Consider the following 14,041-nt stretch of genomic DNA (forward strand, 5'->3'; position numbering starts at 1 on the left):
TCCTGATTAGTGGTCGCTGAGCCAGATGTCGTACGCGTTCTCCGGCATCTGTTTAAAACTGCGGAAACCGGCACCGTGCACGTAGCTGGCGGTGGCGATCTGGTCTTCGGGTTCATACAACGGGATCGCCAGCGCCTGCTGTGGCAGCGCGTATTGCTGCAGCTGGCTGTAGAATTTACGGCGCTGATTGATATCCAGCGTCGCTGCTGCCTGATCGAGCCAGCCGTTGATTTGCGGGCTGTTGACGCGGCTGTAGTTAATCGGCCCGCCGGCTTTCACCGGGCGATAGTGGTTTTCGATATCAATGCCGTCGGTTTCGGTATTCGAGTTAGCAATCGAGCCGAAGTGGCCGGTGTTACGCACGTCGGTATAGGTGCCGGAATCGACGTAGCGCAGTTTGAGGTCCACGCCGAGACGCTGACGCGCCTGCGCTTGTACCGCCTGTAGCAGCACATCGCGCTGATCGCGCACCGTTGCCTGCGCCTGAATCACCTCAATGCTCAAACGCTGGCCGTCTTTGGTGCGGAAACCGTCGCTGTCGCGCGTTTGCCAGCCCGCTTCGTCCAGCAGCTGGTTGGCGGCGGCGGGATTGTTACCGTACTGACCTTCAAGATCGTTGTTGTAGAGCGGATCGACCGGCGAAGTGATGCCCCACGCGCGGGTACGTTCGCCGCGATACACCGACTTCAGCAGCGGATCGATATCCAGACCTTGCAGTAACGCCTGACGCACTTTCACATCCTGCGTCGGACCATATTCCACGTTGAGGAATAGCGAATACGGCGTACCGGTATTCAGCGCATGCTGATAGGTAAAGTCGGGATTGTCTTTGAATTCACCGGCATCGTTACCCGAAATGCCTTCAATGGCATCAACCTGGCCCGACAGCAGCGCGCCAGTGCGCACCGAAGATTCCGGCAGGAAGCGATAGGTAACGCGATCGAGATACGCCGGTCCTTGATGTTTGGCGGTGGCGGGCGCCCAGTTGTAGTGTGGGTTGCGTACGAATGTCACCTGCTGGCCTTTTTCGTAGCTTTCGATAATAAATGGCCCGGTACCGGCGATCTCTTTGCCACCGGCTTTCAGCTCGGGTGAGTTCCAGCTGGCCGGCGCCAGAATCTGCAATTTGGCGGCGAACGACAGGAACGGAGAATAGCCCTGCTTCAGCGTGATGGTAACGGTGTAGTCGTCCGGCGTCGCCACGCTGGCAATGCGCGCGCCCAGGGCGCAGATGCTGCTGCCGGCGCAATACTTCGCATCCTGCACGTGGCGGAAATTCTCGGCCACCGCGTTGGCATCTAGCTTCTCACCGTTGGAGAAGGTGACATCGCGACGCAGGCTAAAGCGATACGTTTTACCGTCCGGGCTGACCTCATAACTTTCTGCCAACCAGGGTACGAAACTGCCGTCAGTACGGCGCGCCAGCAGCGATTCCCACACATTGCGCAGCGTCACTTCCGCTTTGGATTGCCCATTCAACTGCGGATTAAACGGTACAGGTTCGGTTTCGACGCCAAAGGTTAAGCTGCCACCGCTGCGTGGTTGCTCAGCGGCGAAAAGTGATGCGCTTCCCAGCAGGCAGGTGACACCCAGCGCGAGAGTGATTGAATTCGCTTTCATAAGATCCTTGGTGGTTGCAGGTGCTTTTTTAGTTGTTCAGGCGATTTTGGCGATGGGTTGATCGGCTGGCGGGTTGAATTCCTTTTTCAGAAACACCAGCGCTTCGCCTAATGGATTGGTGCGGTGATGAAACGGTTGATAACCGCGACGCAGATAGAGCTCGCTCAGCCAAGGATGCTTGATGGCGGTGGCGAGATAGACGCCCGGCGCTTTCAGCGTCTCTTTCAGCAGAGTTTCTTCGGCGTAGGTGATGATGTCGCGGCCAAAGCCCTGCCCTTTGTAATCAGGATCGACAGCAAACCAGTGGATAAACGGCAGCGATGAAGGAGCATTTTCATCCTGCTGCCACGGAAAACGCACCGTGACGGTCGCCACCGCGCGTTTCCATTTGCGCAGCACCAGCACGGTTTCCTGCTCGATGACGCGGCGCACCTGCTCAACGTTGCCCTGTGAAATAGTGAAATGCACATCCAGCGCCACCAGCGCGGCGTAGGCACGCTGTAACAGCGCAAATATTTCTTCCGCATCGTCGGGTTTGGCAACTTCAATTAGCTGACTCATGGTGACCGTTTCCTTATTCAATCCTGCCGAAAGTATTAAAATCCGGCGGATTAAAGTAAACCGAGAATAACGGCAATCGATTTGTTGAATATGGGAAATGGTATTTTATGGCGAGGCAATAATGCCCACGGAAATAACAAATGCTGTAGGGTCGCCATTAATGGCGACCGTTGGGTGAAAATGTGAAAGCCAGGTCGCCATTAATGGCGACCCTACGAAGTCAGAATTACGGTTTGGTTACCCACACATCGTAAACGCTTTCTGGCATCTGTTTATAGCTGCGGAAGCCGTAGCCATGCACGTAGCTGGCGGTGGCTAACTGATCTTCCGGTTCATACAGCGGCACTGCCAGCGCCAGCTGCGGCAATGCCACCTGCTGCAGTTGGCTGTAGAAATCGCGGCGCTGCTTGAGATCCAGCGTGCTGGCGGCTTTATCCAGCAAGCCATTAATTTTCTCGTCGTTGACGCGGCTGTAGTTTATCGCGCCGCCTTGGGCGATCGGACGATAGTGGTTTTCGATATCCACACCATCGGTTGGCGTGTTGGAGTTAGCGATGGTGCCGAACTTGCCGCTTTTACGCACATCCGCATACGTACCGGAATCGACGTAGTTCAGCTTGAGATCGACGCCAAGACGCTGACGCGCCTGCGCCTGAATCGCCTGCAGCAGCACATCGCGCTGGTCACGCACCGTCGCCTGGGCCTGAATCAGCTCAATGCGCAGACGCTGGCCCTCTTTAGTGCGGAAACCTTCGCCATCACGCGTTTTCCAACCGGCTTCATCCAGCAGCTTGTTGGCCGCATCCGGATTGTTGCCGTATTTGCCCTCCAGCTCTTTGTTATAGAGCGGATCGATGGGCGACGTGATGCCCCACGCGCGGGTACGTTCGCCGCGATACACCGACTTCAGCAGCGGATCGATATCCAGACCTTGCAGTAACGCCTGACGCACTTTCACATCCTGCGTCGGACCATATTCCACGTTGAGGAATAGCGAATACGGCGTACCGGTATTCAGCGCATGCTGATAGGTAAAGTCGGGATTGTCTTTGAATTCACCGGCATCGTTACCCGAAATACCTTCAATGGCATCAACCTGGCCCGACAGCAGCGCGCCAGTGCGCACCGAGGATTCCGGCAGGAAGCGATAGGTAACGCGATCGAGATACGCCGGTCCCTGATGCTTCGCGGTGGCCGGTGCCCAGTTGTATTTCGGGTTTTTAACGTAGGTCACCTGCTGGCCTTTCTCATAGCTTTCGAGAATAAAGGGCCCGGTGCCTGCCAGATCTTTACCGCCCGATTTCAGCTGCGGTGATTTCCAGCTGGCCGGTGCCAGAATCTGCAAGCCCGCAGCGAAGGATAGGAAGGGTGAGTAAACCTCTTTCAGGGTGATCACCACAGTATGATCGTCCGGCGTTTCAATCTTCTCGATGTGCGAACCCATCAGGCACAAACTGCTGCCAGCGCAATATTGCGCGACCTGAGTTTGGCGGAAGTTCTCAGCCACCGCGTTGGCATCGAACTTCTCGCCGTTGGAGAAGGTGACGTCCTGACGCAGATTAAAGCGGATCACTTTGCCATCCTGGCTGGCCTCATAACTTTGCGCCAGCCACGGCACAAAACTGCCGTCCGGACGGCGCGCCAGCAGCGATTCCCAGAAGTTACGCAGCGTGATTTCCGCTTTGTCCTGACCATTAAGCTGTGGGTTAAAAGTGGTCGGTTCGGTTTCGACACCAACCGTTAAACTGCCACCGCTAACCGGTTGATCGGCGGCTACAGCATTAAACGCGTTTCCCAACAGGCTAAAACCTAATGCCAAAGCGATTGTATTTAATTTCATATTGTCCTTGGTGATTGCAGGTAAATATTATGTATGGCCTGAATCTGGCCTGTATTAATTCCCGCTGAATTATTAAAACCCGGACAAATAAATGTAAAACGACAATAGTGGCAATCGATTTGTTGAATATGGCAATTCACCAATAACTGAAAAAACAGATTATTGTGACATGCTTGCCGGTAGCGGAGGCACGCCGGATAACCCGCGTAACCCATACTCGACCATTGCCATATAGACCGCAAAATAATCCAGCGCCATTTGCATAAAGGAGAGATGCAAAATGAGTGTATTGCTGGCTTTGTCCAGCGTCAGCAAACCCGCCGCTTCGGCGTCCTGCAGGCAGCGTTTGATGTGCGAACGCGAAACCCCACATTTCAGTGACGCTTTCAGGTAGTTGTACTCAATAACGGTAGTTTTTTGTTGCAGACTTTCGATGTAAAGATCCATCAGCAGCATATGCCCGGCATCCCTGAAAATGAAGGCTTTACTCTCTGGCACCATATCGAATAAGTAGACATGCTTGAGGGTAATTTCAGCGTATTTTTGGAAGTATTCGGCATGGAAGTTTTCCATTTTCAGGCATGCCGAAACGTCGAAATCTCCATACAACATGCCATACGGGATCATCATGGTATTAATTAAGGCGCGGGTTTCATCCAGCGCTTTGCTGGTCACCGTGTAGGTTAACTTGCGTTTATCCAGCGCGTCCTTTTTAACTTCCATACGCCCGCCTACCCGAATAAACAGCAGAAAGGAGTCAATAGTGTTGTCGCTAATCAGGCCGGTTTTCTTACAAAAGTCTTTTACATCACGCAGCGTTGGGTTTGCTGAGGTGAAGGAGTACGCCATGATGGCCGAACCAATAATAAAGCGATTGGCTTTAAAAATGACTTTAAAATAGAGCGGCTTAGTCAGATACAGTCTAAACAACAGTTTGTAATGCTTCTGCATAACTAACGAGATGTTTTTATTTGACTTAATCTCTGATGCGCGATGATAAATTAATGCTGTGAGTTGCTGTTTGCTTTTCATATTACTGTGTTGTGTGCCTGGTTATCAATTATAAATATTTCAAAAACCACCTACCTTCTCATACGTTATTTTAAGGCCTGTTGAGAAGCGGTTGATGATGCTTTTGGGAGGCATTATTTCTGAGGTTAACATTTTAAGATTAACAAGGGTCTTTTTGCCCTTCCGAGTACGATCTTACCATCAATGCGCTATTTTTTGTAAAGCCTGATTTTATTTTAACCTGATGAGGCCATTCCTAAGCCTGTAAATTAATCTTTGTTTTTATAGCTATTTCATTAAGTTAGGCTGCGATATTTTTTCAAGTATTCACTTTGCAGCACAGCTTAAAAAAATTAACCACAAAAATGGACAGTGACTTAACAAAGCCCTTATGAGAACTTTCTTAACGCACGGTTATTCCGCTTGATTAAGCCACGCTGGCTTATAGCCATGCCGATTTTTACAGGGAATATCCGACAGGGTTTTAATGGATTTCATAAGGATTTATCATGGACGATTCACCGCAAAAGATGCTGCATCACGGCTTTTCATTGGGTATTTTATCCAATAATTATCTGCTAAAAAAACTCGCTTACCCTCTGATCCTCATGGGTTTTATTGCTATTCCATCAGCATGGGCAAATATGAGTGTCTATCCAATGGAAGTCACCCTGAATAATCAGGGTGCGGCGCAGGTGCAGACATTATCACAGAGCGGTGAAGCGCAGTTTATTCGCGTCAGCATCAAGCGAATTGAGCGTCCTGCGACACCGTTTGAAAAAGAAATATTGGTTGAGGATGCCGTTTCTCGCTCGCTTATCGCTACACCGGATAAGTTCGCGCTCGCTTCCGGTTCTCAACGCATCATTCGGCTGATTTCATTACAACCGCCGGAAAAAGAGACCGCCTGGCGCGTCTACTTTGAGGCCGTTGCTGCCCCGGATGAATTGAAAGATAAATCGCTGCCGAATAATAACATCAGCAATCAGGTCGGCATCAATTTAGTCTGGGGCGTGCTGGTCCATATTCCGCCGCGCAATGCCCGGTTATCGCTTACTGCATCCACATCGGGCGAAGTCAAGAATTCAGGTACCGTACGCGTTGTGATTCGTGAGGTGGCGGTTTGCTCAAAACAACATATCAGCAGCAGTTGCCAGTGGAAAAAAGAACACGCCACGGTTTATCCGGATGAAACACTGCGCTTCAAAGCCTGGAGTTCGGCAGAATTAAGCGCTGCTCAGGAAGTCAGAATTAAATATGTTGATCTCAACACGCGGAATATAGCCGAGTACGTTATCGGACAATGATCAACACCTATTAAAGGAATAACAACCTGTTTGTTATAAAGCAGTTTACTACCCATGAGACGGTCATTTACGGCCAGTACAAGGATTTTCACGGAGCTACAAATGCAAAAATTAATTAAACCACTTGTCATCGCTGCTGCGTTAACGGCTGTATTTAATGCACAGGCGGTGCAGAAAGATATTACGGTGAATGCGAATGTCGATTCGACGGTCGATATGACCCAGGCGGACGGAACCGCATTACCGGGCACCATTAATATGCAATATATTCCGGGCCGTGGTTTGTCTACCTATTCACTGGACACCAAAATCTGGTCGAACTCGCAAACCGCCAATATTAACGTTGCGCTGGTGAGCGCTGCTCAGCTTAACAATACCGTCACCGGTACAGCGGTACCCTTGACCGTCACGCTGGGCGCGGATTTAAAACCGATTACTACCACCAACACACCGCTGACTTACGCCTCGCTGTTCCCGGCGGGTACCGCCAACGGTTCGTCAGTCTTGCCACTGAAAATCTCGCAGACCACGCAAGGCGTGCTGGCAACCGGTACCTATTCCGGCGTGATCAGCTTGTTAATTACTCAGGCCACCACGCAGAGCTAATTTGTCGGTATTGACTGATCAATTATTTCGGGGGGCATTCGCCCCTAATGCACGTCAGTTAAGCGTAATCGGTCGCCATGAATGGCGACCCTACAGCAGTTGGCGAGGTTTTCGTAGGGTGCGCATTCATGCGCACCTGCTTACATAGGCAATTTATTGCTTAAGTGAGCGGCATTAGGCAGATCGCCCTCCTTATTATTCTTTTTCAGCAGGATGCTGTAATGAAGGTCAATATTCGCGTCGTTTTAATCGCCTCTTTCATTACCCTGATCCCCTCTCTTGCACCCCGCGCTGCCACGCAGGTTCCGCCTGGTTTTGAATCGCTGGTCACCGGCCAGACGCTGTGGGTCAACCTTTCTGTTTATGGGCAATCGCTGGGCCTGTTTGAAGCCTCTGTTTCGCTTGAAACCGTCACGTTCCTAAAACCGCATCAGGTTGCGCGGGCGGTGATGCAGCATTATCAAAAGGATCCGAAGCAGGAAAAGCGCTTAGACCATCTGATCAGTGAACCGCTGGCACGCAACGGCAACAAGGCATGCAGCAGCAACGGCGGCGCAGCAGGCTGCGACTATCTGGAAACCGATTCCCTCGCGCTGATCTACGACGAAAATAATGCCAAAGTGGCGCTGTTTCTCGGCCCGGAATTTGTGCCGCTGGCGTTAGACAACTCATCGCCCTACTACCAGCAGACCGCCGAAACGGAAGCGGCGTTTATTCATCAGCAGAATATCAATTTCGTCACCAATCGCGATGACCAGACGTTATCCCTGCAGGGTGCGGGCGCGCTTGGACTCACTGAAAACAGCTATGCCGGTATCGACTGGGACTATCTGGCGCAAAAATACCGTCTGCAGAGTCATCAGGAAGTACGCTTTAACAACGTGTTTCTGCGCCGCGATCTCGGCAAGCGCTATTACGTGCAGGCCGGACGCATGGATTCGCGCGATATCTTTAGCAACGCCGGCGGCAACATTACCTTAAGCCAGCTACCGCTTAGCACCATCGAAGGTGCGCGCGTCGGTTCGACGCTCGCCTGGATGAACCGCGCACAGGCGGCGCAAGGCACGCCGGTGACGGTGTTTATTACGCGCCCGTCGCGTATTGATGCTTATCGCGGGCAGCAACTGCTGGGCACCTTTTACCTCAATGCGGGTACGCAAAACCTCGATACCAGCGCCTTTCCCAATGGCAGCTACAGCGTGACGTTGCGCATCTATGAAGAGAATCAGTTGTCACGTACCGAACAGGTACCTTTTAGCCGTACCGGCAATGCCACCAGCCAGAACATTGAATGGTTTGTACAAGGCGGAACCATTCCCGATCGCGAGATGCAGGGCAACGGCGCTGCATCACAACAGGGTGCCGACCGCCGCGTGATGCAGGCGGGCATCAAAGTGCCTGTGACGCAAGACGCCGCGCTGACCGGCGGTGTCGCCGTGACCAACCGCAACCGCTTTATTGAAAGCGCGCTCGACTGGAGTCACGGCTTTGATAACCCGCTGCTCGACGGCATTCTCACCACCCGCTTTAGCTACCTGAAAGGCAGCGAAGGCTCGCGCGGCAATATCCAGCAGGTCGCCTATAACGACGGATTCTCCCTTAGTTTCTACCGCAGCGCCTTGTATGCGCAGGATTGCTACAGCAACAACGGTGGGCAGTACGGGTTCAGCGGTTGCTACCAGAGCAGCAGCCTGATGTTCAGCGTGCCGGTGAAAAGCTGGTATCTGAATGCAGGTTACAGCGCCAGCAAGAATGAGGGCCGCAATGTGCTGCCCGTTCAACTGGATGATAACGCGGTGGTGCCGCAGTGGGCGCGCCGCAACCTCTACAGCAAAACGCAGACCACCACCTGGCAGGCTGGCCTTGGGCGCGGCTTCAGCGTCAACGGCATCAATATTAATACCAGCGCCAATCTCTTTACCCGCACCAGCAGCAGCGGAACCCAGCGCGATAATGGCGGCTTCCTCTCGGTTTCACTCTCGCGCGTCAGCACCCCGACCGTCAATTCACATTCGAGCTACAGTTCGCTCGGCATGACCTACCAAACCGATCGCAATAACAAAGATCAGATTGGCTATAACGTGGCGCAGAACTGGTATTTCGATGCGCAAAATCAGCAGGAAATCGGTGTGAACCTCAACGGTAATCAGGAAAACAAGCTGAATGCTTCCGTTTATGGCAAAACCGGCGGTGAATACGGCAGCGGCAGCCTGGCGGTCAGCTCGGCATCGTCCGGTTCATCCGCTCAACGCTTTAGCAGCAGCGGCAGCTATAACTCCTCTTTGGCAGTGGCGCGTTCCGGTCTGTACTGGGGTAAATGGGGCAACGGCCTGCCCGGTGCGGCGGTCGGTTTGCATGTGGCGAGCAGCGATGAGAGTCGCGACACCCGGGTGGATGTCTCGGTTGATGGCGCAGGCAGCGCCAGCCTGCACGGCACCGGCCGCACACTCTTCAGCGTACCGGCTTACACCCAGAGCGCGATCAGCATCAATGATTCCATCGAATCCACCGACGGGATGCGCAGCGAAATTACTCAAGGTGCCGGACGACGCACGCTGTTCATCGCACCGGGCCGCATGCTGGTCAGCAAGGTGAATATTGTGTCGCGCTACACCTGGCTCGGCAGACTGATGATCAATCAACAGCTTCCACTGGAAGGTGCCACACCGCTGAATGTCGCCAGCTGGTCCGGTTTGGGCCAGGGCGGATTCAGCGCCGAGACCGATCACCGCATAAAAAATCTCTACATGGTGCGCGGCATGCAGATGTACCGCTGTGAAATGAAGGTGAAAAGCACCCATGACGTGGTGCGTTACGTCGGTGATAGCGACTGCAAACCTATCGAACTGGCTTCAGTGCCGCAGGATGTACAGCAACGAGCAAAAATGCTGATTGTCACCCGCCAGGCGGATGAGGTTCCGCTGGCTCGCACCGCGCCTTCTGCGACGCAACAACAATAGGGATTTTGGATGAAAAGTAGATTTCTTATCACGCTGACGCTGTTTTGGTTGATGGCCAACACATTGGCGCAGGCCGCCACGCTCACGCCTTCTGGACGCAATACCAGCGTTGCGGTGACGTTTGACCGTATGTCAGTGCCGGCGCAATTGCCGATCTGGACCAATGAAAACGGCGGTTACGATACCAACGACGCGCCAAAATGGGGCCGCAACACGCTGGTTTGCCAGTCGCGCACCAGCAATCAATATGGTGCCTGCCTGACATTACCTGTCTGGCTGGAAGCGTCGCCGTCACCCTATCCCGTGCCGCTATTGTTTACCGAAAGCAGCACCAAACAGACGTTGGTACTGAATGTCTATCTCACCAAAAGGCGCTCATTGAATAATGTGGTGGTGGCGACCAATCTGGTGCCGATGAATGCTTTTGGCGGTGCCGTCACGCCGCGTGGCGATGGCACCGATTATTCAGCCTATCTTCCTTCTTCTGAGCTGAGTAAATTCCCGTCGGCGGGCACCTGGAGCGCAACGCTGAAAATGTCGCTGATGCAGTGGCCCGTGACCTCTTGCACCGGAAATTCGCAGAACGTGAATGTGGGGTGTACCAACGTGACGAAGATGGGTGACTGGATCGCCACCATGACCTTTAAGGTGACGGATTACGGTAATCAGCAGATTTATCTGCCAGAGTTTGGCAATGCGGCCGCCAATATTGATCTCGGTTTAAAAACCTTCCCCGGTGCGCGCGCCACCACCACCGTCAGCGGCAGCCGTTCCCTGGATATGTGCCTGTACGACGGCAATAACTCTGACAGCAACCGGGTGAGCATCTTATTTCAGGACGAAGGTGCAGCCGCGCCCGCCAGAGCCACGGGATTATTTTCGTTATATCGCACAGGCGCGGACAAAAATCTGGCGCAAAATCGTCTCGATTATGCGGTTGAAGTGATTAACCCGCTGACTAAAGCGCGCCAGGCAGTCGATAACGGCAGTGAAATTATCTGGAGCGGCACCAACAGAGGAGTGTTAAGGCGTGTGGTGTTACCGGGCCAGAGCAATTCGGTGCTGTGCGTTCCCGCGCCGATACAACTCATTACGCCAGCCTTCACCTTATCGTCAAAAACAGCGGGCCGTTATCAGGGTACGTTGAGGATTATTTATACTCCGACGACGCAATAATGGCGCGGGCGGTGATGACATTATCCGATGTTTTCGTTGGGTGCGCATTTATGCGCATCAGGTCGCCATGAATGGCGACCGTGCGGGATGGGTGGTTTAAAAATTATTGGTGAAACGCTGATAGAGATGCAGGCTGTTTTTCAGATTGAGTTTTTTAACAATCTTATTCTGATGGCTGTAGAGTGTTTTTTTATTTATACCGGTTATTTTCGCCACACCTTCAATCGATTCGTAAGTGAATAAACAACGCAGGAAGTTGAATTCTTTACGGGTTAAATGATTATTGATGGCGGGAGCAGCCAACAGCTGGCCGTTTTTATGCTGGCACAACATCATCGCCAGCCTGGTACTGATGGTGCCGATTGGAGATCTTTTATCGATAAAACAATCGGCTGTGATGGCATGAGTGCTGTAATTAATCTTGTTTTTCACTGAATCTGAAAAGAAAATCAGCGTCGCATTTAAGGTGATCTTCAGTCTGGTCAGATAATCTATCTGAGCCAGCGCCGTGCGGAAGTTTACTGGCAAATCAAAAATAATAATCGGTGAAAGGCTGGCGGTTTTTTCCCTGTCACTCATCAGCGTCTTCATTTCACGAAGCGTATTACAGCAAGTGATATTTGAATGTTCCAGCAGCGCAATTAAGCCCTGCTGGTGATAGCAAGACTGATCCAGATAAATGACATCCATGATTAATTTCCGATAAATATCCCTCATTCTGCAAATACTATCGGCTTACCGGCGGAAATTAACTGTCCATTTTTGGTGCTAAATAATTCACGTGATCGAGCGGTCGATTTAAAAGTAGACCGGGCACAACGTGTTACCTCTGTGCCCGGTCTGATTTCACTCTAAAGCTAGGCGCGCGCGGCGATGATGCTTTCAGCCACGTTGCGTGGCGCTTCCGCGTAGTGCGCAAACTCCATGCTATAGGTTGCGCGGCCTTGCGACATCGATCGCAGCGTAGTGGCGTAGCCAAACATCTCTGACAGTGGCACTTCGGCGCGAATAATGCGCGCACCAAAGCGTTCATCCATGCCCTGCAGCGTACCGCGCCGCGACGACAGATCGCCCATCACGCCACCGGCATACTCTTCCGGCGTTTCAACTTCCACCTGCATCAGCGGTTCGAGGATCACCGGATCGGCCAGTTTCGCGGCGGCTTTGAAGCCAAAGATCGCCGCCATGCGGAATGCCATTTCCGATGAATCGACGTCGTGGTACGAACCAAACGTCAGCGTGGCTTTGATGTCCACCACCGGATAACCGGCCAGCACGCCGCTGTTCAGCGCTTCACGAATCCCCTTCTCCACCGAAGGAATGAACTCGCGCGGCACCACGCCGCCTTTGGTGGCGTCTTCAAAGGCAAATCCGGCACCCGCCTGCTGCGGCTCCAGCGTCAGCACCACATGGCCGTACTGACCTTTACCGCCCGACTGGCGCACAAACTTACCTTCCACCTCGCGCACCGTTTTGCGAATGGTTTCGCGATAAGTAACCTGCGGCCGACCGATGTTGGCTTCCACGCCAAACTCGCGCTTCATGCGATCCACGATAATCTCCAGATGCAGCTCGCCCATGCCGGAAATAATCGTCTGGCCCGATTCCTCATCGGTGTGCAGACGGAACGACGGATCTTCGGCCGCCAGCCGCTGTAGCGCCAGGCCCATTTTCTCCTGATCGCTCTTGGTTTTCGGCTCAATCGACAGCGAAATCACCGGATCGGGAAACTCCATGCGCTCCAGCGTGATCACCGCATTGGGATCACACAGCGTTTCGCCGGTGGTGACCTCTTTCAACCCCACGCAGGCGGCGATATCGCCGGCTCGAATCTCTTCGATCTCGATACGGTCATTGGCCTGCATCTGGACGATGCGACCGATGCGCTCTTTGCGTCCTTTCACCGCGTTCCATACGCTGTCACCTTTGCGCAGCACGCCGGAGTAGACGCGCACGAAGGTCAGCTGTCCGACGTAGGGATCGCTCATCAGTTTGAACGCCAGCGCCGAGAACGGCTCGCTGTCATCCGCATGACGTTCATCGTGTTCGCCCTGCTCGTTGACGCCGCTCACTGCCGGTACGTCGAGCGGTGAAGGCATCAGTTCAATCACCGCGTCGAGCATGCGCTGCACGCCCTTGTTTTTGAACGCGCTGCCGCACAGCATCGGCTGGATTTCGCCGAGCAACGTGCGCTGACGCAATCCGGCAATCACCTCGTCTTCACTGAGATCGCCCTGCTCCAGATAGCGATCCATCAGCGCTTCACTGGCTTCAGCCGCCGCTGCCACCATGTTCTCGCGCCACTCGGCGGCGAGTGCCTGCAACTCAGCAGGAATTGGCGCATAGCTGAAGCTCATGCCCTGGCTGGCGTCGTCCCAGTAAATGGCGCGCATTTTGTTGAGATCGACCACGCCGCTGAAGTGCTCTTCCGCACCGATAGGAATGACAATCGGCACCGGATTGGCGTGCAGGCGGTCTTTCATCATCTGCACCACGCGGAAGAAGTCCGCGCCCTGACGGTCCATTTTGTTGACGAAGGCGATGCGCGGCACATGATATTTGTTGGCCTGGCGCCACACGGTTTCAGACTGCGGCTGCACGCCGCCGACGGCGTCATACACCATCACCGCGCCATCAAGCACGCGCATTGAACGTTCAACTTCAATGGTGAAATCGACGTGTCCGGGCGTATCGATGATGTTGATGCGGTGCGGCGTAAAGCTGCCGTCCATACCGGGCCAGAAGCAGCTCACCGCTGCCGAGGTAATGGTGATACCACGCTCCTGCTCCTGCGCCATCCAGTCGGTGGTTGCCGCGCCATCGTGCACTTCACCTAACTTGTGGCTCATTCCGGTGTAAAACAGGATGCGCTCAGTGGTGGTAGTTTTACCGGCATCGATGTGCGCGGAGATGCCGATGTTGCGATAACGTTCGATGGGGAGGGTTCGGGGCATGATGCG

10 protein-coding genes are annotated in these 14,041 nt (G+C 53.4%); 4 read left to right on the plus strand and 6 right to left on the minus strand.

Annotated elements, in window-relative coordinates; translation table 11 throughout:
- Positions 1-6 precede the first annotated feature (6 nt).
- The 4 genes from FHW71_RS03075 to FHW71_RS03090 form a co-directional block, all read right to left on the minus strand.
- Entirely contained in the window at positions 7-1,620 is a 1,614-nt protein-coding gene (locus tag FHW71_RS03075) for an ABC transporter substrate-binding protein (RefSeq protein ID WP_179450204.1), read from the minus strand.
- Between the two features lie 36 nt (positions 1,621-1,656).
- On the minus strand, positions 1,657-2,181 hold the full coding sequence (locus FHW71_RS03080) for a GNAT family N-acetyltransferase (RefSeq protein WP_061717677.1): 525 nt from the start codon (positions 2,179-2,181) through the stop codon (positions 1,657-1,659).
- A gap of 226 nt (positions 2,182-2,407) precedes the next feature.
- The gene (locus tag FHW71_RS03085; RefSeq protein WP_179450202.1) at positions 2,408-4,021 is read right to left on the minus strand and encodes an ABC transporter substrate-binding protein; all 1,614 of its coding nucleotides are present in this window, start codon (positions 4,019-4,021) and stop codon (positions 2,408-2,410) included.
- A gap of 159 nt (positions 4,022-4,180) precedes the next feature.
- Positions 4,181-4,951 carry a hypothetical protein gene (locus FHW71_RS03090; protein WP_286176087.1) on the minus strand — a complete coding sequence of 257 codons (771 nt, stop codon included), beginning with the start codon at positions 4,949-4,951 and terminating at the stop codon, positions 4,181-4,183.
- 590 nt (positions 4,952-5,541) lie between these two features.
- Here FHW71_RS03090 and FHW71_RS03095 point away from each other — a divergent pair.
- From FHW71_RS03095 to FHW71_RS03110, 4 genes are all read left to right on the plus strand, one after another.
- Positions 5,542-6,339: a fimbrial protein gene (locus FHW71_RS03095; protein WP_179450198.1), complete on the plus strand. Its 798-nt coding sequence runs from the start codon at positions 5,542-5,544 to the stop codon at positions 6,337-6,339.
- A gap of 102 nt (positions 6,340-6,441) precedes the next feature.
- A complete protein-coding gene (locus FHW71_RS03100; RefSeq protein WP_008107322.1) occupies positions 6,442-6,945 on the plus strand; it encodes a CS1 type fimbrial major subunit in 504 nt (167 codons plus the stop codon).
- A 221-nt stretch (positions 6,946-7,166) separates the two neighbouring features.
- On the plus strand, positions 7,167-9,905 hold the full coding sequence (locus FHW71_RS03105; protein WP_179450196.1) for a TcfC E-set like domain-containing protein: 2,739 nt from the start codon (positions 7,167-7,169) through the stop codon (positions 9,903-9,905).
- 9 nt (positions 9,906-9,914) lie between these two features.
- Positions 9,915-11,081, plus strand: a complete 1,167-nt coding sequence (locus tag FHW71_RS03110) for a CfaE/CblD family pilus tip adhesin (RefSeq protein WP_179450194.1) — start codon at positions 9,915-9,917, stop codon at positions 11,079-11,081.
- Between the two features lie 96 nt (positions 11,082-11,177).
- Here FHW71_RS03110 and FHW71_RS03115 read toward each other — a convergent pair whose 3' ends face one another.
- Positions 11,178-11,771, minus strand: coding sequence for a LuxR C-terminal-related transcriptional regulator (locus FHW71_RS03115; protein WP_179450192.1), 594 nt, complete (start codon positions 11,769-11,771; stop codon positions 11,178-11,180).
- 167 nt (positions 11,772-11,938) lie between these two features.
- Positions 11,939-14,035: an elongation factor G gene (gene fusA, locus FHW71_RS03120; protein ID WP_179450190.1), complete on the minus strand. Its 2,097-nt coding sequence runs from the start codon at positions 14,033-14,035 to the stop codon at positions 11,939-11,941.
- Positions 14,036-14,041 lie beyond the last annotated feature (6 nt).

The organism is Enterobacter sp. Sphag1F, assembly GCF_014193275.1.
Taxonomy (GTDB): Bacteria; Pseudomonadota; Gammaproteobacteria; order Enterobacterales; family Enterobacteriaceae; genus Pantoea; species Pantoea symbiotica.